General features: G+C 56.8%; 31 protein-coding genes and 1 pseudogene. 1 reads left to right on the forward strand and 31 read right to left on the reverse strand.

Annotated elements, in window-relative coordinates:
• The first annotated feature begins 41 nt into the window (after nucleotides 1–41).
• Nucleotides 42–2,876, forward strand: a complete 2,835-nt coding sequence (uvrA, locus tag ACF8EA_RS01930) for an excinuclease ABC subunit UvrA (RefSeq protein WP_392521025.1) — start codon at nucleotides 42–44, stop codon at nucleotides 2,874–2,876.
• 72 nt (nucleotides 2,877–2,948) lie between these two features.
• On the opposite strand, the gene bfr is transcribed toward uvrA, so the two are convergent.
• From bfr to ACF8EA_RS02085, 31 genes and pseudogenes are all read right to left on the reverse strand, one after another.
• Complete coding sequence (gene bfr, locus ACF8EA_RS01935; RefSeq protein WP_003255449.1) at nucleotides 2,949–3,413, reverse strand: bacterioferritin; 465 nt, start codon at nucleotides 3,411–3,413, stop codon at nucleotides 2,949–2,951.
• A gap of 163 nt (nucleotides 3,414–3,576) precedes the next feature.
• A complete protein-coding gene (locus ACF8EA_RS01940) occupies nucleotides 3,577–5,016 on the reverse strand; it encodes a catalase (protein ID WP_392521026.1) in 1,440 nt (479 codons plus the stop codon).
• 172 nt (nucleotides 5,017–5,188) lie between these two features.
• Nucleotides 5,189–5,575: a 50S ribosomal protein L17 gene (gene rplQ / locus ACF8EA_RS01945; RefSeq protein WP_003255451.1), complete on the reverse strand. Its 387-nt coding sequence runs from the start codon at nucleotides 5,573–5,575 to the stop codon at nucleotides 5,189–5,191.
• Between the two features lie 42 nt (nucleotides 5,576–5,617).
• The gene (locus tag ACF8EA_RS01950) at nucleotides 5,618–6,619 is read right to left on the reverse strand and encodes a DNA-directed RNA polymerase subunit alpha (protein WP_003255452.1); all 1,002 of its coding nucleotides are present in this window, start codon (nucleotides 6,617–6,619) and stop codon (nucleotides 5,618–5,620) included.
• Between the two features lie 22 nt (nucleotides 6,620–6,641).
• Nucleotides 6,642–7,262: a 30S ribosomal protein S4 gene (rpsD, locus tag ACF8EA_RS01955; protein ID WP_003255453.1), complete on the reverse strand. Its 621-nt coding sequence runs from the start codon at nucleotides 7,260–7,262 to the stop codon at nucleotides 6,642–6,644.
• Between the two features lie 15 nt (nucleotides 7,263–7,277).
• The gene (rpsK, locus tag ACF8EA_RS01960; protein ID WP_003255454.1) at nucleotides 7,278–7,667 is read right to left on the reverse strand and encodes a 30S ribosomal protein S11; all 390 of its coding nucleotides are present in this window, start codon (nucleotides 7,665–7,667) and stop codon (nucleotides 7,278–7,280) included.
• 18 nt (nucleotides 7,668–7,685) lie between these two features.
• On the reverse strand, nucleotides 7,686–8,042 hold the full coding sequence (gene rpsM, locus ACF8EA_RS01965; RefSeq protein WP_012316515.1) for a 30S ribosomal protein S13: 357 nt from the start codon (nucleotides 8,040–8,042) through the stop codon (nucleotides 7,686–7,688).
• A gap of 131 nt (nucleotides 8,043–8,173) precedes the next feature.
• A complete protein-coding gene (gene rpmJ, locus ACF8EA_RS01970; protein ID WP_002555468.1) occupies nucleotides 8,174–8,290 on the reverse strand; it encodes a 50S ribosomal protein L36 in 117 nt (38 codons plus the stop codon).
• Between the two features lie 28 nt (nucleotides 8,291–8,318).
• A complete protein-coding gene (gene secY / locus ACF8EA_RS01975) occupies nucleotides 8,319–9,650 on the reverse strand; it encodes a preprotein translocase subunit SecY (RefSeq protein WP_003255459.1) in 1,332 nt (443 codons plus the stop codon).
• Nucleotides 9,651–10,085: a 50S ribosomal protein L15 gene (rplO, locus tag ACF8EA_RS01980; protein ID WP_003255461.1), complete on the reverse strand. Its 435-nt coding sequence runs from the start codon at nucleotides 10,083–10,085 to the stop codon at nucleotides 9,651–9,653.
• 3 nt (nucleotides 10,086–10,088) lie between these two features.
• Nucleotides 10,089–10,265 (reverse strand): 50S ribosomal protein L30, encoded by a 177-nt coding sequence (rpmD, locus tag ACF8EA_RS01985; RefSeq protein WP_003255463.1) that lies wholly within the window; start codon nucleotides 10,263–10,265, stop codon nucleotides 10,089–10,091.
• A 2-nt stretch (nucleotides 10,266–10,267) separates the two neighbouring features.
• A complete protein-coding gene (gene rpsE / locus ACF8EA_RS01990; RefSeq protein ID WP_003255465.1) occupies nucleotides 10,268–10,768 on the reverse strand; it encodes a 30S ribosomal protein S5 in 501 nt (166 codons plus the stop codon).
• Between the two features lie 3 nt (nucleotides 10,769–10,771).
• Complete coding sequence (gene rplR, locus ACF8EA_RS01995) at nucleotides 10,772–11,122, reverse strand: 50S ribosomal protein L18 (RefSeq protein WP_003255467.1); 351 nt, start codon at nucleotides 11,120–11,122, stop codon at nucleotides 10,772–10,774.
• Nucleotides 11,123–11,132: 10 nt separating this feature from the next.
• Complete coding sequence (gene rplF / locus ACF8EA_RS02000) at nucleotides 11,133–11,666, reverse strand: 50S ribosomal protein L6 (protein WP_003255469.1); 534 nt, start codon at nucleotides 11,664–11,666, stop codon at nucleotides 11,133–11,135.
• Between the two features lie 12 nt (nucleotides 11,667–11,678).
• Nucleotides 11,679–12,071 carry a 30S ribosomal protein S8 gene (rpsH, locus tag ACF8EA_RS02005; protein ID WP_003255471.1) on the reverse strand — a complete coding sequence of 131 codons (393 nt, stop codon included), beginning with the start codon at nucleotides 12,069–12,071 and terminating at the stop codon, nucleotides 11,679–11,681.
• A gap of 208 nt (nucleotides 12,072–12,279) precedes the next feature.
• Nucleotides 12,280–12,585, reverse strand: coding sequence for a 30S ribosomal protein S14 (rpsN, locus tag ACF8EA_RS02010; protein ID WP_003255472.1), 306 nt, complete (start codon nucleotides 12,583–12,585; stop codon nucleotides 12,280–12,282).
• Between the two features lie 13 nt (nucleotides 12,586–12,598).
• A complete protein-coding gene (gene rplE, locus ACF8EA_RS02015; protein ID WP_003255474.1) occupies nucleotides 12,599–13,138 on the reverse strand; it encodes a 50S ribosomal protein L5 in 540 nt (179 codons plus the stop codon).
• A 20-nt stretch (nucleotides 13,139–13,158) separates the two neighbouring features.
• Nucleotides 13,159–13,473, reverse strand: a complete 315-nt coding sequence (gene rplX / locus ACF8EA_RS02020) for a 50S ribosomal protein L24 (protein ID WP_003255476.1) — start codon at nucleotides 13,471–13,473, stop codon at nucleotides 13,159–13,161.
• Nucleotides 13,474–13,484: 11 nt separating this feature from the next.
• On the reverse strand, nucleotides 13,485–13,853 hold the full coding sequence (gene rplN / locus ACF8EA_RS02025) for a 50S ribosomal protein L14 (RefSeq protein ID WP_002555479.1): 369 nt from the start codon (nucleotides 13,851–13,853) through the stop codon (nucleotides 13,485–13,487).
• A gap of 23 nt (nucleotides 13,854–13,876) precedes the next feature.
• The gene (rpsQ, locus tag ACF8EA_RS02030; protein WP_003255478.1) at nucleotides 13,877–14,143 is read right to left on the reverse strand and encodes a 30S ribosomal protein S17; all 267 of its coding nucleotides are present in this window, start codon (nucleotides 14,141–14,143) and stop codon (nucleotides 13,877–13,879) included.
• Nucleotides 14,144–14,145: 2 nt separating this feature from the next.
• Complete coding sequence (rpmC, locus tag ACF8EA_RS02035; RefSeq protein WP_002555481.1) at nucleotides 14,146–14,337, reverse strand: 50S ribosomal protein L29; 192 nt, start codon at nucleotides 14,335–14,337, stop codon at nucleotides 14,146–14,148.
• The gene (gene rplP / locus ACF8EA_RS02040; RefSeq protein ID WP_003255479.1) at nucleotides 14,337–14,750 is read right to left on the reverse strand and encodes a 50S ribosomal protein L16; all 414 of its coding nucleotides are present in this window, start codon (nucleotides 14,748–14,750) and stop codon (nucleotides 14,337–14,339) included. The genes rpmC and rplP overlap by 1 nt, the downstream gene beginning before the upstream one ends.
• A gap of 12 nt (nucleotides 14,751–14,762) precedes the next feature.
• Complete coding sequence (rpsC, locus tag ACF8EA_RS02045) at nucleotides 14,763–15,449, reverse strand: 30S ribosomal protein S3 (protein ID WP_003255481.1); 687 nt, start codon at nucleotides 15,447–15,449, stop codon at nucleotides 14,763–14,765.
• A 13-nt stretch (nucleotides 15,450–15,462) separates the two neighbouring features.
• Nucleotides 15,463–15,795 (reverse strand): 50S ribosomal protein L22, encoded by a 333-nt coding sequence (gene rplV / locus ACF8EA_RS02050; RefSeq protein ID WP_003103908.1) that lies wholly within the window; start codon nucleotides 15,793–15,795, stop codon nucleotides 15,463–15,465.
• Between the two features lie 11 nt (nucleotides 15,796–15,806).
• The gene (gene rpsS, locus ACF8EA_RS02055) at nucleotides 15,807–16,082 is read right to left on the reverse strand and encodes a 30S ribosomal protein S19 (RefSeq protein WP_003255482.1); all 276 of its coding nucleotides are present in this window, start codon (nucleotides 16,080–16,082) and stop codon (nucleotides 15,807–15,809) included.
• 16 nt (nucleotides 16,083–16,098) lie between these two features.
• Nucleotides 16,099–16,923 carry a 50S ribosomal protein L2 gene (gene rplB, locus ACF8EA_RS02060; RefSeq protein WP_003255483.1) on the reverse strand — a complete coding sequence of 275 codons (825 nt, stop codon included), beginning with the start codon at nucleotides 16,921–16,923 and terminating at the stop codon, nucleotides 16,099–16,101.
• 14 nt (nucleotides 16,924–16,937) lie between these two features.
• A complete protein-coding gene (gene rplW / locus ACF8EA_RS02065; RefSeq protein WP_003255484.1) occupies nucleotides 16,938–17,237 on the reverse strand; it encodes a 50S ribosomal protein L23 in 300 nt (99 codons plus the stop codon).
• On the reverse strand, nucleotides 17,234–17,836 hold the full coding sequence (rplD, locus tag ACF8EA_RS02070) for a 50S ribosomal protein L4 (protein ID WP_392521027.1): 603 nt from the start codon (nucleotides 17,834–17,836) through the stop codon (nucleotides 17,234–17,236). The genes rplW and rplD overlap by 4 nt, the downstream gene beginning before the upstream one ends.
• 12 nt (nucleotides 17,837–17,848) lie before the next feature.
• Entirely contained in the window at nucleotides 17,849–18,484 is a 636-nt protein-coding gene (gene rplC / locus ACF8EA_RS02075) for a 50S ribosomal protein L3 (protein ID WP_003255486.1), read from the reverse strand.
• 80 nt (nucleotides 18,485–18,564) lie between these two features.
• Nucleotides 18,565–18,876 carry a 30S ribosomal protein S10 gene (gene rpsJ, locus ACF8EA_RS02080; protein WP_003186070.1) on the reverse strand — a complete coding sequence of 104 codons (312 nt, stop codon included), beginning with the start codon at nucleotides 18,874–18,876 and terminating at the stop codon, nucleotides 18,565–18,567.
• A 142-nt stretch (nucleotides 18,877–19,018) separates the two neighbouring features.
• Nucleotides 19,019–19,249 (reverse strand): annotated as a pseudogene (locus tag ACF8EA_RS02085) (elongation factor Tu); the annotation flags it as partial.

Genomic DNA, 19,249 nt, shown 5'->3' on the forward strand with positions numbered 1-19,249 from the left:
GCCGTATACTTCCTTGTTTATGCCCGCCGAGCGAGGCCGTAGTGGACAAGATCCTGATTCGTGGGGCACGTACCCACAACCTGAAGAACATCGACCTGACCCTGCCCCGGGACAAGTTGATCGTGATCACCGGCCTGTCCGGTTCCGGCAAGTCGTCCCTGGCGTTCGATACCTTGTACGCCGAAGGCCAGCGCCGCTACGTGGAGTCGCTGTCGGCCTACGCCCGGCAGTTCCTGTCGATGATGGAAAAACCCGACGTCGACACCATCGAAGGCCTGTCGCCGGCGATTTCGATCGAGCAGAAATCGACCTCGCACAACCCGCGTTCCACGGTCGGCACCATCACCGAAATCTATGACTACCTGCGCCTGCTGTACGCCCGCGTCGGTACGCCACGCTGCCCGGACCACGATATTCCACTGGAGGCGCAAACGATCAGCCAAATGGTCGACCTGGTGCTGGAAAACCCGGAAGGCAGCAAGCTGATGCTGCTCGCGCCGGTAGTGCGCGAGCGCAAAGGTGAGCATCTGGCAGTGTTTGACGAGCTGCGCGCCCAGGGCTTCGTGCGGGCCAGGGTCAACGGCAAACTCTACGAACTCGATGAGTTGCCCAAGCTGGACAAGCAGAAGAAGCACAGCATTGATGTGGTGGTGGACCGTTTCAAAGTCCGCGCCGACCTGCAACAGCGCCTGGCCGAATCGTTCGAGACCGCGCTGAAGCTGGCCGATGGTATTGCCTTGGTGGCACCGATGGACGGCGAACAAGGCGAAGAGACGATCTTCTCCGCGCGCTTCGCCTGCCCGGTGTGCGGCCACGCGATCAGTGAGCTGGAACCGAAGCTGTTCTCCTTCAACAACCCGGCTGGCGCCTGCCCGACCTGCGACGGCCTGGGGGTCAAACAGTTCTTCGACACCAAACGCCTGGTCAACACCGAGCTCACCCTGGCCGAAGGCGCGATCCGCGGCTGGGACCGCCGTAACGTGTACTACTTCCAGATGCTTGGTTCGTTAGCCGCGCACTATGGCTTCAGCCTGGAAGAGCCTTTCGGCGAGCTGTCGGCCGAACACCAGAAGGTGATCCTGCAGGGCAGCGGCAAGCAGAGTGTCGACTTCAAGTACCTCAACGACCGAGGCGACATCGTCAAGCGATCGCACCCGTTCGAAGGCATTGTGCCGAACCTTGAGCGCCGCTACCGCGAAACCGAATCGGCCACGGTGCGTGAAGAACTGGCCAAATTCCTTGGCACGCAACCATGCCCGGATTGCCGGGGTACGCGCCTGCGCCGCGAGGCGCGCCATGTGTGGGTGGGCGAGAAGACCCTGCCCGCAGTAACCAATATGCCGATCGGTGAAGCCAGCAACTACTTTGGCGAACTGACCCTTACTGGCCGCCGTGGCGAAATCGCGGCAAAAATCCTCAAGGAAATCTGCGAACGACTTCAGTTCCTGGTCAACGTCGGCCTCGACTACCTGACCCTGGATCGTAGTGCCGACACCCTGTCCGGTGGTGAAGCGCAACGTATCCGTCTGGCCAGCCAGATCGGCGCCGGTCTTGTGGGGGTGATGTACATCCTCGATGAACCGTCCATCGGCCTTCATCAACGCGACAACGACCGTCTGTTGGCCACCCTCAACCATTTGCGCGACCTGGGCAACACGGTGATCGTGGTGGAACACGACGAAGACGCCATCCGGTTGGCCGACTACGTGGTCGACATCGGCCCTGGCGCTGGTGTGCACGGCGGGCAGATCGTCGCCGAGGGCTCGCCCCAGGAGGTCATGGACCACCCCGATTCGCTGACTGGCAAGTACCTGTCCGGGCGCAAGAAGATCGTTGTACCGGCCAAGCGCACGCCGCGCAACAAGAAGCTGCAACTCAAGCTCAAGGGCGCACGTGGCAACAACCTGCAGAACGTCGACCTGGAAGTGCCGATCGGCCTGCTGACCTGCGTGACCGGTGTATCCGGCTCGGGTAAGTCGACGCTGATCAACAACACCCTTTACCCCTTGGCCGCCACCGCCCTAAATGGCGCAAGCAGCCTGGAAGCCGCACCACACAACAGCATGGATGGCCTGCAGCACCTGGACAAGGTGGTGGATATTGACCAGAGCCCGATAGGCCGGACCCCGCGCTCCAACCCGGCGACCTACACGGGTATCTTCACACCGATCCGCGAGCTGTTCTCTGGTGTACCGGAGTCACGCTCGCGTGGTTATGGCCCGGGGCGTTTCTCGTTCAACGTCAAGGGTGGCCGTTGCGAGGCCTGCCAGGGCGATGGCCTGATCAAAGTGGAAATGCACTTCCTGCCGGACATCTACGTGCCGTGTGACGTGTGCAAGAGCAAGCGCTACAACCGCGAAACCCTGGAGATCAAGTACAAGGGCAAGAACATCCACGAGGTGCTGGAAATGACCATCGAGGATGCCCGAGAGTTCTTCGATGCGGTGCCGGCGCTGGCGCGCAAGCTGCAAACGTTAATGGATGTGGGCCTGTCGTACATCAAACTGGGGCAGTCAGCGACCACGCTGTCAGGGGGGGAGGCACAGCGCGTGAAGCTGTCACGCGAACTGTCCAAGCGCGATACCGGCAAGACTTTGTACATCCTCGACGAACCTACCACCGGCCTGCACTTTGCCGATATCCAGCAACTGCTCGACGTATTGCATCGCCTGCGCGACCACGGCAATACCGTGGTGGTGATCGAGCATAACCTGGATGTGATCAAGACCGCCGACTGGCTGGTTGACCTGGGGCCGGAAGGTGGCTCCAAGGGTGGGCAGATCATTGCCTGCGGTACGCCAGAAGAGCTGAGCGAGATGAAGCAGTCATATACCGGCCATTACCTGAAACCATTGCTGGAGCGGGATCGGGCCTGAGTGTTGCCAGCGCAATGAAGAAGCCCCTGGTACCATCGGTGCCAGGGGCTTTTACTTGAGCCTGTGGGTAACTTACATCTGCGACTGCAGGTAGTTTTCCAGCCCGATGGCCTTGATCAGGCCCTGCTGCTTCTCAAGCCAGTAGGTGTGATCTTCTTCGGTGTCGGCCAGCTGAGCACGCAGGATGTCACGGCTGACGTAGTCCTTGTGCAGTTCGCACAGCTCGATACCTTTGCAAAGCGCACCGCGCACCTTGTATTCGAGCTTGAGGTCCGCCTCGATCATTTCCGGCACAGTGCTGCCGACCTCCAGGTCATCCGCACGCATGTCAGGGGTACCTTCGAGCATGAGGATACGACGCATCAGGGCATCGGCGTGCTGCGTCTCTTCCTCCATCTCGTGGTTGATGCGCTCGTAGAGCTTGGACAGGCCCCAGTCTTCGTACATGCGCGAATGAATGAAGTACTGGTCGCGTGCCGCCAGTTCGCCCTTCAGCAGCGTGACGAGATAGTTGATTACGTCCGGGTGGCCTTGCATCGCCCTGATTCTCCATGTGAAAACGTCTATGCCACATAGTGTGAACCAGCTTTTGTCTACGGTCACTGAAAAACGCGCAATCAGACGCAAAAAAACGGTTAAACAGTAGTGATATTCATTGAAAAACCGCCCAAATGAGGGCGGTTCTACTTATCACTTCGACTTAGGCGAGATTGATGCCCAAAGCCTTCGCAATCCCTTCACCGTAGGCCGGATCCGCCTTGAAGAAGTACTGTAACTGACGCTGGATCACGTCTTCGCTGACGCCCGCCATGGTACCGGCGATGTTGCTGATCAGCAGGGCCTTCTGCTCATCGCTCATCAAACGGAACAAAGCGCCGGCATGGCTGAAGTAGTCGGTGTCCTCGCGGTGATCGTAGCGATCAGCCGAACCATTCATGGCCAATGCGGGCTCAGCATGGCGTGGGGACTGTTTCGGGGCGTCGCTGTAGCTGTTTGGTTCATAGTTCGGTGCACTACCGTAGCCGCCGGTGGCCATGGAGCCATCGCGCTGATAGCTGTTTACCGAGCAGCGTGGCGCATTGACTGGCAATTGCTGGTGATTGGTACCCACGCGATAGCGGTGCGCGTCGGCGTAGGCGAAAACCCGGCCTTGCAGCATGCGGTCTGGCGAAAGACCGACGCCGGGCACCATATTGCTCGGCCCGAACGCGGCCTGCTCGACCTCTGCGAAATAGTTGAGCGGGTTACGGTTGAGCTCCAGCACACCCACCTCGATGAGCGGATAGTCCTTCTGCGACCATGTCTTGGTCACGTCGAATGGGTTCTCGTCACGGCTGGCAGCCTCGGCTTCGCTCATCACCTGAATGCAGACCGTCCAGCGCGGATAGTCGCCACGTTCGATGGCCTCAAACAGATCTCGCTGGGCGTAATCCGGGTCGGTACCTGCCAGGCGTGCAGCGTCTGCCGGGGCGAGGTTCTTGATGCCTTGTTGAGTCTTGAAGTGCCACTTGACCCAAGTACGCTCACCCTTTGCATTGATCAGGCTGTAGGTGTGACTGCCAAAACCATGCATATGGCGGTAGCCGTCCGGAATGCCACGGTCGGAAAAGAGGATGGTGACCTGGTGCAGCGCTTCAGGGGAGTGCGACCAGAAATCCCACATCATCTGAGCGTTCTTCAGGTTGGACTGCGGGTGGCGCTTCTGGGTGTGGATAAAGTCCGGGAACTTCAGTGGGTCGCGAATGAAGAATACTGGCGTGTTGTTACCGACTATGTCCCAGTTGCCTTCCTCGGTATAGAACTTCACCGCGAAACCGCGCGGGTCACGCTCGGTATCAGCTGAACCGCGCTCGCCACCAACGGTGGAGAAACGCAAGAAAGTCTCAGTTTGTTTACCGATCTCTTCGAACAGCTTGGCGCTGGTATAGCCGGTAATATCGTGAGTAACGGTAAAGGTGCCATAGGCACCCGAACCTTTGGCATGGACACGGCGCTCTGGAATGTTCTCGCGGTTGAAATGGGCGAGCTTCTCGATCAGGTGGAAGTCGTCGAGCAGCAGCGGACCGCGCGGGCCGGCGGAGCGGGAGTTCTGGTTGTCGGCTACAGGTGCACCGCTAGCGGTGGTGAGAATCTTGCTCATGGGCTCTCCTTATCGGTCTTCAAGCGCCGGCTTATCGGCTGTAAAGAGAGTATTGCCGAGCGAGATTACAGGTACAAATTTATTACATGACTTACATCAATAGAAATAAACAATAGACATACAAACAAAAAACCGGGCACTAGGCCCGGTTCTTTGTAGCAGACAGAACGTCTTACTCAGCAGCTTCTACAGCACCGCCGACCGGACGATCAACCAGCTCGACGTACGCCATAGGCGCGTTGTCGCCAGCGCGGAAACCGCACTTCAGGATGCGCAGGTAGCCGCCCTGACGGGTGGCGTAACGCTTGCCCAGGTCGTTGAACAGTTTGCCAACAGCGGACTTCGAACGGGTACGGTCGAAGGCCAGACGACGGTTAGCAACGCTGTCTTCCTTGGCCAGGGTGATCAGCGGCTCGGCAACGCGGCGCAGTTCCTTGGCTTTCGGCAGGGTGGTTTTGATCAGCTCGTGCTCGATCAGCGACACTGCCATGTTCTGGAACATAGCCTTGCGGTGAGAGCTGGTACGGCTCAGGTGACGTCCACTTTTACGATGACGCATGATTCATTCCTTACCAAACACTACGTTCGGTGATTACGACGATCAGGCGGTCGCCTTGTCGTCTTTCTTAAGACTTGCAGGCGGCCAGTTGTCGAGGCGCATGCCGAGAGACAGACCACGAGAGGCCAGAACGTCCTTGATTTCAGTCAGGGACTTCTTACCCAGGTTAGGAGTCTTCAACAGCTCTACTTCGGTACGCTGAATCAGGTCGCCGATGTAGTAGATGTTCTCCGCCTTGAGGCAGTTGGCCGAACGTACAGTCAGTTCCAGGTCGTCAACCGGACGCAGCAGGATCGGGTCGATCTCGTCTTCCTGCTCGACTACGACAGGCTCACTGTCACCTTTGAGGTCGACGAACGCGGCCAACTGCTGTTGCAGAATGGTCGCAGCGCGGCGGATAGCCTCTTCAGGATCCAGGGTGCCGTTGGTTTCCAGATCAATGACCAGTTTGTCCAGGTTGGTACGCTGTTCAACACGGGCGTTCTCGACCACATAGGCGATACGACGCACCGGGCTGAACGAAGCGTCCAACTGCAGACGGCCAATGCTACGGCTTTCGTCTTCGTCGGTTTGACGGGAGTCGGCCGGCTCGTAACCACGACCACGAGCTACAGTGAGCTTCATGTTCAGAGCGCCGTTCGACGCCAGGTTCGCGATTACGTGATCGGGGTTGACGATCTCGACATCGTGATCCAGCTGAATATCGGCAGCGGTAACCACCCCCGAACCCTTTTTCGACAAGGTCAGCGTAACTTCGTCACGACCATGCAGTTTGATAGCCAGGCCTTTCAGGTTCAACAGGATTTCAATTACGTCTTCCTGAACACCTTCGATCGCGGAATACTCATGGAGTACGCCATCGATCTCGGCCTCGACTACTGCACAGCCAGGCATGGAGGACAACAGGATGCGGCGCAGCGCGTTGCCCAGGGTATGGCCGAAACCACGCTCGAGAGGCTCGAGCGTAATCTTGGCGCGGGTCGGACTGACTACCTGCACATCAATATGGCGGGGAGTCAGGAACTCATTTACCGAAATCTGCATGGATGCACCTATTTTCTAGCCCTTACTTGGAGTAGAGCTCGACAATCAGGTTTTCGTTGATGTCGGCAGACAGGTCGCTGCGAGCAGGAACGTTCTTGAAAACGCCCGACTTTTTAGCAGCATCCACGTCAACCCACTCAACGCGGCCACGCTGGGCGCACAGTTCAAGGGCTTGAACAATGCGCAACTGGCCCAGCGATTTCTCGCGGACTGCGACCACGTCACCCGGACGAACTTGGTAGGATGGAATGTTTACAGTCTTACCGTTGACGCTGATCGCTTTGTGCGAAACCAGCTGACGGGACTCGGAACGAGTCGAACCGAAGCCCATACGGTAAACGACGTTATCCAGACGGCACTCGAGCAGTTGCAGCAGGTTCTCACCGGTTGCGCCTTTTTTCGAGGCAGCAGCTTGGTAGTAACCGCGGAACTGACGCTCCAGAACACCGTAGATACGACGGACTTTTTGTTTCTCACGCAGCTGGGTGCCGTAGTCGGACTGACGGCCACGGCGCTGGCCGTGGATACCTGGGGCTGCTTCGATATTGCACTTCGATTCCAGAGCGCGAACGCCGCTCTTCAGGAACAGATCAGTGCCTTCACGACGAGACAGTTTGCATTTTGGACCAATGTAACGTGCCATTCTTCTGTCTCCTGATTACACGCGACGCTTCTTCGGCGGACGGCACCCGTTGTGCGGGATTGGCGTCACGTCGGTGATGCTGGCGATCTTGTAGCCGCAGCTGTTCAATGCACGAACGGCGGACTCACGACCTGGACCTGGACCCTTGACGTTAACGTCGAGGTTCTTCAGACCGTATTCCAGCGCAGCTTGACCAGCACGCTCAGCAGCGATCTGGGCTGCGAACGGGGTGGATTTGCGCGAACCACGGAAACCCGAACCACCGGAAGTCGCCCAGGACAAAGCATTGCCCTGACGATCGGTGATGGTCACGATGGTGTTGTTGAAAGAAGCGTGGATGTGGGCGATGCCATCAACCACTGTCTTTTTGACTTTCTTACGAGGACGAGCAGCAGGTTTTGCCATGTCTATATTCCTGGGCGATTACTTGCGGATCGGCTTACGCGGGCCCTTACGGGTGCGTGCGTTGGTCTTGGTGCGCTGACCGCGAACCGGCAGACCTTTACGATGACGCAGGCCGCGGTAGCAACCCAGGTCCATCAAGCGCTTGATCTTCATGTTGACGTCACGACGCAGGTCACCTTCGGTGGTGAACTTCGCGACTTCGCCACGCAGGGTTTCGATTTGCTCGTCGCTCAGATCCTTGATCTTAGCGGCTGGGTTTACACCAGCGTCTGCACAAATCTTCTGTGCAGTTGTGCGACCGACACCATAGATGTAGGTCAGCGAGATAACAGTATGCTTGTTATCTGGAATGTTGACGCCTGCAATACGGGCCATTCAGTGGGACTCCAATTGACAGCTACCTACGCCCCGGAAGCCAAGAAATAGGGCGCGAGATAATATCGCTGTAGAAACGAATAATCAACCCAGCAGCACACTAGCTGCTGGGTTTGAAGCGCAGATCACACTCAGCCTTGGCGCTGTTTGTGACGCGGTTCCGCGCTGCAGATCACTCGTACGACGCCTTCGCGACGGATGATCTTGCAGTTACGGCACAGCTTTTTCACCGATGCACGAACTTTCATTACCGACTCCTCGAACCTTAGGGGCGTATCAGCGCAGCAGACCGCTGCCACCGTAGCCTTTCAGGTTGGCTTTCTTCATCAGGGATTCGTACTGGTGCGAAACGAGGTGCGATTGTACTTGGGACATGAAGTCCATCACAACCACTACCACAATCAGCAACGAGGTCCCGCCAAGGTAGAACGGCACATTTGCTGCCACCACCAGGAACTGGGGCAGAAGGCAGACGGCCATCATGTAAAGAGCACCGAACATGGTCAAACGGGTCAGAACGCCATCAATGTAGCGCGCAGACTGCTCACCAGGACGGATACCCGGAATAAAGGCACCGGACTTCTTCAGGTTTTCCGCTACGTCTTTCGGATTGAACATCAACGCTGTGTAGAAGAAGCAGAAGAAAATGATCCCTGCACTAAACAGCAGAATGTTCAACGGCTGACCAGGAGCGATCGACTGCGAGATGTCCTGCAGCCAGCCCATACCTTCAGACTGACCAAACCAGGCACCCAGCGAAGCCGGGAACAGCAGAATGCTGCTCGCGAAAATGGCCGGGATAACCCCTGCCATGTTCACCTTCAGCGGCAAGTGGCTGGTCTGCGCAGCGAAGACCTTGCGGCCCTGCTGACGCTTGGCGTAATGAACGGCGATACGACGCTGACCACGCTCAATGAACACCACAAAACCGATAATCGCTACTGCCAGCAGACCGATAGCGACCAGGGCGAAAATGTTGATATCGCCTGTGCGCGCAGACTCGAAAGACTGCCCGATTGCTCTCGGAAGACCGGCAACGATACCTGCGAAGATCAACATCGAGATACCGTTGCCCACACCGCGCTCGGTGATCTGCTCGCCCAGCCACATCATGAACATCGCGCCTGCCACGAAAGTGGAAACAGCGACGACGTGGAAGCCCAGGCCTGCAGAAAACGCCACGCCCTGGTTGGCCAGGCCAATGGACATGCCAATGGCTTGGACCAGTGCCAGGATAACGGTGCCGTAGCGGGTGTACTGGCTGATCTTGCGACGGCCAGCTTCACCTTCCTTCTTCAACTGCTCCAGTTGCGGGCTGACCGCCGTCATCAATTGCATGATGATCGATGCCGAAATGTACGGCATGATCCCCAGTGCAAAGATGCTCATGCGCTCAAGCGCGCCACCGGAAAACATGTTGAACAAGCTAAGAATGGTCCCCTCATTCTGCCGAAACAGATCCGCCAGACGGTCCGGATTGATGCCGGGAACCGGGATATGCGCACCTATCCGATAGACGATGATCGCCATGAACAGAAAGCGCAGACGAGCCCAGAGTTCCGACATCCCGCCCTTACCGAGCGAAGAGAGAGCACCTTGCTTAGCCATTTATTCCTCGAATTTGCCGCCAGCTGCTTCGATAGCCGCACGCGCACCCTTGGTGGCTGCGATACCCTTGATGGTGACTGCGCGAGTAACTTCGCCAGACAGCATGATTTTCACACGCTGAATGTGCTGGTTGATCACGTTGGCATCCTTCAGGGATTGCACGGAGATCACGTCGCCTTCCACTTTGGCCAGCTCGGACAGACGCACTTCAGCGCGGTCCATGGCTTTCAGGGAAACGAAGCCGAACTTCGGCAGGCGACGGTGCAGCGGCTGTTGACCGCCTTCGAAGCCAGGAGCGATCGAACCACCCGAACGGGAAGTCTGACCTTTGTGGCCACGGCCGCCGGTCTTACCCAGACCGCTACCGATACCACGACCTGGACGATGCTTCTCGCGACGGGAACCCGGCGCTGGACTCAGATCATTGAGTTTCATCGATTAGCCCTCGACCTTCAGCATGTAGTAAGCCTTGTTGATCATCCCGCGGTTCTCGGGAGTATCCTGGACTTCTACAGTGTGACCGATGCGACGCAGACCCAGGCCTTTAACACACAGCTTGTGGTTAGGCAGACGGCCCGAGACGCTCTTGATCAGCGTTACTTTTACGGTTGCCATGATCAGAAGATCTCCTCGACGCTCTTGCCACGCTTGGCGGCAATGGATTCAGGAGATTGCATGGCTTTCAGACCCTTGAAGGTGGCGTAAACCACGTTCACTGGGTTGGTCGAACCGTAGCACTTGGCCAGAACGTTCTGAACACCAGCAACTTCCAGGACAGCACGCATTGCGCCACCGGCGATGATACCGGTACCTTCCGAGGCAGGCTGCATGTAAACCTTCGAGGCGCCGTGGGCAGCCTTGGTGGCGTACTGCAGGGTGGTGCCCTTCAGGTCAACCTGAATCATGTTGCGGCGAGCAGCTTCCATGGCTTTCTGGATCGCGGCTGGTACTTCGCGCGACTTGCCACGGCCGAAGCCAACACGACCTTTACCATCACCCACCACGGTCAGCGCGGTGAAGGTGAAGATACGGCCGCCTTTTACGGTTTTGGCAACGCGGTTAACTTGAACCAGCTTCTCGATGTAGCCTTCGTCGCGCTTTTGATCGTTATTTGCCATAACTTAGAACTCCAGCCCGCCTTCACGAGCAGCATCAGCCAGCGCTTTGACGCGGCCATGGTACTTGAAGCCGGAACGGTCAAAGGCAACTTGAGATACACCGGCGGCTTTCGCACGCTCAGCTACCAGCTTGCCAACCTTAGTGGCCGCGTCGATGTTGCCAGTGGCGCCATCACGCAGGTCTTTGTCCAAGGTCGAGGCGCTTGCCAGAACCTTGCTGCCGTCGGCCGAAATGACCTGGGCGTAGATGTGCTGCGAGGAGCGGAACACGCACAGGCGCACGACTTCGAGTTCGTGCATCTTGAGACGTGCTTTGCGAGCGCGACGCAGTCGAATAACTTTTTTGTCGGTCATTTACTAGGCCCTACTTCTTCTTGGCTTCTTTACGACGGACTACTTCGTCCGCGTAACGCACACCTTTACCTTTGTAAGGCTCTGGCGGACGGAAGTCGCGGATTTCAGCGGCCACCTGACCTACCAGCTGCTTGTCGATACCCTTGATCAGGATGTCGGTCTGGCTAGGCGTTTCAGCGGTGATACCGGCTGGCAGTTCGTAGTCCACTGGGTGAGAGAAGCCCAGGGCCAGGTTCAGGACGGTGCCTTTAGCCTGTGCCTTGTAACCAACACCGACCAGCTGGAGCTTGCGCTCGAAGCCTTGGCTTACGCCTTGGACCATGTTGTTGACCAGAGCGCGGGTGGTACCGGCCATGGCACGAGCTTGCTGGTCACCATTGCGAGCGACGAAACGCAGCTCACCAGACTCTTCGGTAACTTCAACAGACGAGTGAACGTTCAGTTCGAGAGTACCTTTGGCACCCTTCACCGAAAGCTGCTGACCGGCGAATTTGACTTCGACACCGGATGGCAGCTTAACGGGGTTCTTAGCGACGCGAGACATGTCTATCCCCCCTTAGAACACTGTGCACAGAACTTCGCCGCCGACACCGGCAGCGCGCGCAGCGCGATCAGTCATCACACCTTTGTTGGTGGAGACGATAGACACGCCCAGACCGCCACGTACTTTCGGCAGATCGGTGACGGCCTTGTACTGGCGCAGGCCTGGACGGCTGGAGCGCTTCAGTTCCTCGATGACCGGACGGCCTTCGAAGTACTTCAGTTCGATCGACAGGGAAGGCTTGGCCTCACCAGTTACCTGGTAGCCAGCGATGTAACCTTCGTCCTTCAGAACTTTGGCAACCGCGACCTTCAGGGTAGAGGAAGGCATGCTTACGACGGACTTTTCAGCCATCTGGGCATTACGGATGCGAGTTAGCATGTCCGCTAACGGGTCCTGCATACTCATGGGCTAGATGCTCCTGATACAAGAATTATTAGCCTTGCGGCTATGACAACCACCCGAACGGTTTGGGCAAAAACCCAGGCTCAGGTGAGCCGGTCATTCTAGACACAAGGCAGAAACGAAACAAGCCCCATATAGGGGCTTGTTTGTTGGCAAGGTCACCGGCGGTCGGAAGATTACTCCCCTTCCACCCGTGCCTTGCCTGCAGCGATTACCAGGAGGCCTTGACCAGACCTGGTACGTCACCGCGCATTGCAGCTTGACGCAGCATGTTACGGCCCAGGCCGAACTTACGGTATACACCGTGAGGACGACCGGTCAGGCGGCAACGGTTGCGCAGGCGCGAGGCGCTAGCGTCGCGTGGCTGCTTCTGCAGAGCGACAACGGCAGCGAAACGCTCTTCTGGAGAGGCGTTCAGGTTGACGATGGTCGCTTTCAGCTCAGCACGCTTCTTAGCGAACTTTGCTACCGTGAGCTGACGCTTCAGCTCGCGGTTTTTCATGCTCTTCTTGGCCATTTTCCTACTCCAATCAGTTGCGGAACGGGAACTTGAAAGCACGCAGCAGAGCGCGGCCTTCGTCGTCCGAACGAGCAGTGGTGGTCAGGGTGATGTCCAAACCGCGCAGAGCATCGATCTTGTCGTAGTCGATTTCCGGGAAGATGATCTGCTCTTTCACGCCCATGCTGTAGTTGCCACGACCATCGAAGGACTTGGCATTCAGGCCGCGGAAGTCGCGAACCCGAGGCAGGGAGATCGCCAGCAGGCGGTCCAGGAATTCGTACATCTTGTCGCTACGCAGGGTCACCTTGACGCCGATCGGCCAGCCTTCGCGGACTTTGAAGCCAGCGATGGATTTGCGAGCGAAAGTCACGACCGGCTTTTGACCGGTGATCTTTTCCAGGTCGGCAACAGCGTGCTCGATGACTTTCTTGTCGCCGATCGCTTCGCCCAGACCCATGTTCAGGGTGATCTTGGTAACGCGCGGAACTTCCATCACGTTCGACAGCTTAAGTTCTTCCTTAAGCTTAGGAGCGATTTCGTTCCGGTAAATCTCTTTCAGTCGTGCCATGGTCTTCTACCTAGCAGTGTTCAAGCATCAACCGCTTTTTGGGTCGACTTGAAGACACGAATTTTTTTACCGTCTTCTACTTTGAAACCAACGCGGTCAGCCTTGTTGGTTTCACCGTTGAAGATGGCAACGTTGGAAGCGTGCAGAGGCGCTTCTTTCTCGACGATACCGCCCTGTACGCCCGCCATCGGGTTAGGCTTGGTATGACGCTTGACCAGGTTCACGCCACCGATAACCAGACGGTCATCAGCCAGAACCTTCAGCACCTTACCGCGCTTACCTTTGTCTTTGCCGGCGATCACGATGATCTCGTCGTCACGACGAATCTTTTGCATGTCGGATCTCCTTACAGCACTTCAGGGGCGAGCGAGACGATCTTCATGAACTTCTCAGTACGAAGCTCACGGGTCACTGGCCCGAAGATGCGAGTGCCGATCGGCTCTTGCTTGTTGTTCAGCAGAACAGCAGCGTTGCCGTCGAAACGAATGATGGAACCGTCAGCGCGACGAACACCGTGACGGGTACGTACGACAACAGCGGTCATCACTTGGCCTTTTTTGACCTTACCGCGCGGAATTGCTTCCTTGACGGTAACCTTGATGATGTCACCGATGCCGGCGTAACGGCGGTGCGAACCGCCGAGTACCTTGATGCACATGACGCGACGAGCGCCGCTGTTATCGGCCACATCGAGCATGGATTGAGTCTGAATCATAAAATTTCTCCGACCCCTAGCCCTTAGACTTCAACAGCGCGTTCGAGGACTTCAACCAGTGCCCAGGACTTGGTCTTGGCCAGCGGACGGGTTTCACGGATGGAAACCTTGTCGCCGATCTTGCACTGGTTGGCTTCGTCGTGCGCGTGCAGCTTAGTCGAACGCTTAACGTATTTACCGTAGATCGGGTGCTTTACGCGACGCTCGATCAGAACGGTGATGGTCTTGTCCATTTTGTCGCTGACGACACGGCCAGTCAGCGTACGGACGGTTTTTTCAGCTTCAGCCATGATCACTTACCTGCCTGCTGGTTGAGCACAGTTTTCACGCGAGCGATGTCACGCTTAACTTGCGAGAGCAGGTGCGACTGCCCCAACTGGCCAGTTGCTTTCTGCATACGCAGATTGAACTGGTCGCGCAGCAAGCCGAGCAGTTGCTCGTTCAGTTGCTGTGCCGATTTTTCACGAAGTTCATTCGCTTTCATCACATCACCGTCCGCTTAACAAAGGAGGTGGCGAGAGGCAGCTTTGCAGCAGCCAGGGCGAAAGCTTCGCGCGCCAGCTCTTCAGAAACACCCTCGATCTCGTACAGGACTTTGCCTGGCTGAATCTGGGCAACCCAGTACTCCACGGAACCCTTACCTTTACCCATACGAACCTCGAGAGGTTTCTTGGAGATCGGCTTGTCCGGGAACACACGGATCCAGATCTTACCGCCACGCTTAACGTGACGGGTCAGCGCACGACGTGCGGACTCGATCTGGCGAGCGGTGAGGCGACCGCGAGCAACAGCTTTCAGGGCGAATTCGCCGAAGCTGACTTTGCTACCGCGCAGTGCCAGACCACGGTTGTGGCCAGTCATCTGCTTGCGGAATTTTGTACGCTTTGGTTGCAACATTTGGCGTACCCCTTACTTAGCAGCTTTTTTACGAGGCGCTGGTGCTTGTGGTTTCAGTTCTTCTTGGCGACCACCAATAACTTCGCCTTTGAAGATCCAAACCTTCACACCGATCACACCGTAAGTGGTGTGAGCTTCGTAGGTGTTGTAGTCGATATCGGCACGCAGGGTGTGCAGAGGCACACGACCTTCGCGATACCACTCGGTACGAGCAATCTCAGCACCGCCGAGACGACCGCTCACCTGGATCTTGATGCCCTTGGCACCAATACGCATGGCGTTCTGTACCGCGCGCTTCATGGCGCGACGGAACATTACACGGCGTTCCAGCTGCTGAGCTACGCTCTGCGCAACCAGCATAGCGTCGAGTTCCGGCTTGCGGATCTCTTCGATGTTGATGTGCACAGGCACACCCATCTGCTTGGTCAGGTCCTGACGCAGCTTCTCGACATCTTCACCTTTCTTACCGATAACGATACCGGGACGAGCGGTGTGGATGGTGATGCGTGCAGTTTGAGCCGGACGATGAATATCGATACGGCTTACGGACGCGCTTTTTAGTTTGTCTTGGAGGTACTCACGCGTTTTCAGATCCTTCAACAGGTAATCTGCGTAAGTAGCACCGTCTGCGTACCAGACGGAGGTGTGCTCCTTGACGATTCCCAGGCGAATGCCAGTGGGATGTACTTTCTGACCCATCTGATCGACTCCGTTACTTGTCCGCAACCTTGACAGTGATATGGCAAGACCGCTTGACGATGCGATCAGCACGGCCTTTGGCACGTGGCATGATGCGCTTCAGCGAACGCCCTTCGTTGACGAAGACGGTGGAGACCTTCAGGTCATCAACGTCTGCGCCTTCGTTGTGTTCGGCGTTGGCTACGGCCGACTCGAGGACTTTCTTCATGATTTCAGCGGCTTTTTTGCTGCTGAAGGCCAACAGGTTGAGCGCTTCGCCCACCTTCTTCCCGCGGATCTGGTCGGCGACCAAGCGGGCTTTCTGGGCGGAGATGCGAGCGCCCGACAACTTAGCGGCTACTTCCATTTCCTTACCCCTTAACGCTTGGCTTTCTTGTCAGCCACGTGCCCGCGATAGGTGCGGGTACCGGCGAACTCGCCCAGTTTGTGGCCGACCATGTCTTCGTTCACGAGAACTGGAACATGCTGGCGACCGTTGTGAACCGCGATGGTCAGACCGACCATTTGTGGCAGGATCATCGAACGGCGCGACCAGGTTTTAACTGGCTTGCGATCGTTCTTCTCCACCGCCACTTCGACCTTCTTCAACAGGTGAAGATCGATAAAAGGACCTTTTTTCAGAGAACGTGGCACTGTCGTATCCCTCTAGTTACTTGCGACGACGGACGATCATGTTGTCGGTACGCTTATTACCACGGGTTTTAGCACCCTTGGTTGGGAAGCCCCATGGCGATACCGGATGACGACCACCGGAGGTACGACCTTCACCACCACCGTGTGGGTGGTCAACCGGGTTCATGGCAACACCACGAACGGTTGGGCGAACGCCGCGCCAGCGTTTGGCACCAGCTTTACCCAGCGAACGCAGGCTGTGCTCGGAGTTCGAGACTTCGCCCAGGGTCGCACGGCACTCAGCCAGGACTTTACGCATTTCACCAGAGCGCAGACGCAGGGTCACGTAGACACCTTCGCGAGCGATCAGCTGAGCCGAAGCACCAGCGGAACGAGCGATCTGAGCACCTTTACCCGGCTTCAGTTCGATGCCGTGAATGGTGCTACCTACTGGAATGTTGCGCAGCTGCAGGGAGTTACCGGCCTTGATTGGGGCCAGGGCACCTGCGATCAGCTGGTCGCCAGCGCTCACGCCCTTAGGCGCGATGATGTAGCGACGCTCACCGTCTGCGTAGCACAGCAGGGCGATGTGAGCAGTACGGTTTGGATCGTATTCGATACGCTCGACAGTGGCTGGAATGCCATCTTTGTCGTTGCGACGGAAGTCGACCAGACGGTAATGCTGCTTGTGACCACCACCAACGTGACGAGTGGTAATGCGGCCATTGTTGTTACGACCACCAGACTTCGATTTTTTCTCGATCAGCGGTGCGTGAGGAGCGCCTTTGTGCAGCTCCTTGTTGACCACCTTGACCACGAAACGGCGGCCAGGGGAAGTCGGTTTGCATTTAACGATTGCCATGATGCACCCCTTCCTTACTCAGCACTGCTGCTGAAATCGAGATCTTGGCCTGGCTGAAGGGAGACGATCGCCTTCTTCCAGTCATTACGCTTGCCCAGACCACGTGCGGTACGCTTGGTTTTACCCAGAACGTTAACAGTCGACACGTTTTCAACTTTTACGTTGAACAGGCCTTCGACAGCTTTCTTGATTTCCAGCTTGGTTGCATCAGTAGCAACCTTGAATACGAACTGGCCTTTTTTCTCAGCCAGAACGGTAGCCTTCTCGGAAACGTGCGGGCCAAGGAGGACTTTGAATACGCGTTCCTGGTTCATCCCAGCAGCTCCTCGAATTTCTTCACGGCCGAGACAGTGATCAACACTTTCTCGTATGCGATCAGACTGACCGGGTCGGAACCTTGTACGTCACGTACATCGACGTGCGGCAGGTTACGAGCAGCCAGGTACAGGTTCTGATCAACAGAGTCGGAAACGATCAATACATCGCTCAGACCCATGCCGTTCAGCTTGTTCAGCAGATCTTTGGTTTTCGGTGCTTCAACAGCGAAGTCCTGAACCACGACCAGACGGTCGCTACGCACCAGCTCAGCAAGGATGGAGCGCAGAGCTGCGCGATACATCTTCTTGTTGAGCTTTTGCGAGTGATCTTGAGGGCGAGCTGCGAAGGTTACACCACCGCCACGCCAGATCGGACCACGAGTGGTACCAGCACGAGCACGGCCAGTACCCTTCTGACGCCATGGGCGCTTACCGCCACCAGCCACGTCGGAACGGGTCTTCTGCTGCTTGGTGCCCTGACGGCCGCCAGCCATGTAGGCCACGACTGCTTGGTGAACCAGCGTCTCGTTGAATTCGCCACCGAAAGTCAGTTCGGAAACTTCGATCGCCTGAGCGTCATTTACATTAAGTTGCATGTCAGTTTCCCCTTAACCGCGAGCCTTGACAGCTGGACGTACAACCACGTCGCCGCCAGTAGCGCCAGGTACGGCACCCTTGATCAGCAGCAGGTTGCGTTCAGCGTCTACGCGAACTACTTCCAGGGACTGAACAGTCACGCGCTCGGCGCCCATGTGACCGGACATTTTCTTGCCCTTGAACACACGACCAGGAGTCTGGCACTGGCCGATGGAACCAGGAACACGGTGCGACACGGAGTTACCGTGGGTGTTGTCCTGACCACGGAAGTTCCAGCGCTTGATGGTACCGGCGAAGCCTTTACCTTTGGACTGACCAGTAACGTCAACCAGCTGGCCTGCAGTGAAGAGTTCAGCTTTGATCAGATCGCCAGCCTGGAAATCGCCTTCTTCAAGACGGAACTCCCAAACACCGCGACCAGCGGCAACGTTGGCCTTGGCGAAGTGGCCTGCCTGAGCGGCAGTCACACGCGAAGCACGACGCTCGCCGACAGTGACTTGCACTGCACGGTAGCCATCGGTTTCTTCAGTTTTGAACTGGGTGACGCGATTCGGCTCGATCTCAATGACCGTGACCGGAATGGAGACACCTTCTTCGGTGAAAATGCGGGTCATACCGCATTTGCGACCGATTACACCAATAGTCATGTTGTAAACCTCATGAGTGTACGGGGCTTTCACCCGCTATGGCCGCCCATTTCAGAGCGTTACACGACTAGACCGAAGTCTTAGCCGAGGCTGATCTGTACTTCCACACCTGCCGCCAGATCAAGCTTCATCAGCGCGTCAACGGTTTTATCCGTTGGCTGGACGATGTCCAGAACACGCTTATGAGTGCGAATCTCGTACTGGTCACGCGCGTCTTTGTTGACGTGCGGAGAAACCAGAACGGTGAAACGCTCTTTGCGGGTAGGCAGTGGAATAGGACCACGCACTTGTGCACCAGTACGTTTCGCGGTTTCCACGATTTCCTGGGTGGATTGGTCGATCAGGCGATGGTCGAAAGCCTTCAACCTGATACGGATTTGCTGATTTTGCATTGGATTTCAGACTCCAGGCTGTTCCCAACGGACGCACTACGCCCGCTAAAAGGAGGCGTGATTCTATAGACGCCCCCATTTAGTGTCAACCCAATAAAAAAAACCCCCGCTGAGCGGGGGTTTTTTTCAATCGGTCGAGTGATTACTCGATGATTTTGGCCACAACGCCGGCGCCGACGGTACGACCGCCTTCACGGATAGCGAAGCGCAGACCGTCTTCCATTGCGATGGTCTTGATCAGGGTAACAGTCATCTGAATGTTGTCACCTGGCATTACCATTTCAACGCCTTCCGGCAGTTCGCAGTTACCGGTCACGTCAGTGGTACGGAAGTAGAACTGTGGACGGTAGCCTTTGAAGAACGGAGTGTGACG

Origin of the sequence: Pseudomonas sp. YQ_5 (genome assembly GCF_043103305.1) — a bacterium.
Lineage (GTDB): Bacteria > Pseudomonadota > Gammaproteobacteria > Pseudomonadales > Pseudomonadaceae > Aquipseudomonas > Aquipseudomonas putida_Y.

Coding starts and splice junctions, on each gene's coding strand:
- bfr (WP_003255449.1), bottom strand. CDS start 3,413: ATGCAAGGCCACCCGGACGTAATCAACTATCTCGTCACGCTGCTGAAG.
- ACF8EA_RS01940 (WP_392521026.1), bottom strand. CDS start 5,016: ATGAGCAAGATTCTCACCACCGCTAGCGGTGCACCTGTAGCCGACAAC.
- rplQ (WP_003255451.1), bottom strand. CDS start 5,575: ATGCGTCATCGTAAAAGTGGACGTCACCTGAGCCGTACCAGCTCTCAC.
- ACF8EA_RS01950 (WP_003255452.1), bottom strand. CDS start 6,619: ATGCAGATTTCGGTAAATGAGTTCCTGACTCCCCGCCATATTGATGTG.
- rpsD (WP_003255453.1), bottom strand. CDS start 7,262: ATGGCACGTTACATTGGTCCAAAATGCAAACTGTCTCGTCGTGAAGGC.
- rpsK (WP_003255454.1), bottom strand. CDS start 7,667: ATGGCAAAACCTGCTGCTCGTCCTCGTAAGAAAGTCAAAAAGACAGTG.
- rpsM (WP_012316515.1), bottom strand. CDS start 8,042: ATGGCCCGTATTGCAGGCGTCAACATTCCAGATAACAAGCATACTGTT.
- rpmJ (WP_002555468.1), bottom strand. CDS start 8,290: ATGAAAGTTCGTGCATCGGTGAAAAAGCTGTGCCGTAACTGCAAGATC.
- secY (WP_003255459.1), bottom strand. CDS start 9,650: ATGGCTAAGCAAGGTGCTCTCTCTTCGCTCGGTAAGGGCGGGATGTCG.
- rplO (WP_003255461.1), bottom strand. CDS start 10,085: ATGAAACTCAATGATCTGAGTCCAGCGCCGGGTTCCCGTCGCGAGAAG.
- rpmD (WP_003255463.1), bottom strand. CDS start 10,265: ATGGCAACCGTAAAAGTAACGCTGATCAAGAGCGTCTCGGGCCGTCTG.
- rpsE (WP_003255465.1), bottom strand. CDS start 10,768: ATGGCAAATAACGATCAAAAGCGCGACGAAGGCTACATCGAGAAGCTG.
- rplR (WP_003255467.1), bottom strand. CDS start 11,122: ATGACCGACAAAAAAGTTATTCGACTGCGTCGCGCTCGCAAAGCACGT.
- rplF (WP_003255469.1), bottom strand. CDS start 11,666: ATGTCTCGCGTCGCTAAGAACCCCGTTAAGCTGCCATCCGGTGTCGAA.
- rpsH (WP_003255471.1), bottom strand. CDS start 12,071: ATGAGTATGCAGGACCCGTTAGCGGACATGCTAACTCGCATCCGTAAT.
- rpsN (WP_003255472.1), bottom strand. CDS start 12,585: ATGGCCAAGAAGAGCATGAAAAACCGCGAGCTGAAGCGTCAGCTCACG.
- rplE (WP_003255474.1), bottom strand. CDS start 13,138: ATGGCACGACTGAAAGAGATTTACCGGAACGAAATCGCTCCTAAGCTT.
- rplX (WP_003255476.1), bottom strand. CDS start 13,473: ATGCAAAAGATTCGTCGTGACGACGAGATCATCGTGATCGCCGGCAAA.
- rplN (WP_002555479.1), bottom strand. CDS start 13,853: ATGATTCAGACTCAATCCATGCTCGATGTGGCCGATAACAGCGGCGCT.
- rpsQ (WP_003255478.1), bottom strand. CDS start 14,143: ATGGCTGAAGCTGAAAAAACCGTCCGTACGCTGACTGGCCGTGTCGTC.
- rpmC (WP_002555481.1), bottom strand. CDS start 14,337: ATGAAAGCGAATGAACTTCGTGAAAAATCGGCACAGCAACTGAACGAG.
- rplP (WP_003255479.1), bottom strand. CDS start 14,750: ATGTTGCAACCAAAGCGTACAAAATTCCGCAAGCAGATGACTGGCCAC.
- rpsC (WP_003255481.1), bottom strand. CDS start 15,449: ATGGGTCAGAAAGTACATCCCACTGGCATTCGCCTGGGAATCGTCAAG.
- rplV (WP_003103908.1), bottom strand. CDS start 15,795: ATGGAAGTAGCCGCTAAGTTGTCGGGCGCTCGCATCTCCGCCCAGAAA.
- rplB (WP_003255483.1), bottom strand. CDS start 16,923: ATGGCAATCGTTAAATGCAAACCGACTTCCCCTGGCCGCCGTTTCGTG.
- rplW (WP_003255484.1), bottom strand. CDS start 17,237: ATGAACCAGGAACGCGTATTCAAAGTCCTCCTTGGCCCGCACGTTTCC.
- rplD (WP_392521027.1), bottom strand. CDS start 17,836: ATGCAACTTAATGTAAATGACGCTCAGGCGATCGAAGTTTCCGAACTG.
- rplC (WP_003255486.1), bottom strand. CDS start 18,484: ATGACTATTGGTGTAATCGGTCGCAAATGCGGTATGACCCGCATTTTC.
- rpsJ (WP_003186070.1), bottom strand. CDS start 18,876: ATGCAAAATCAGCAAATCCGTATCAGGTTGAAGGCTTTCGACCATCGC.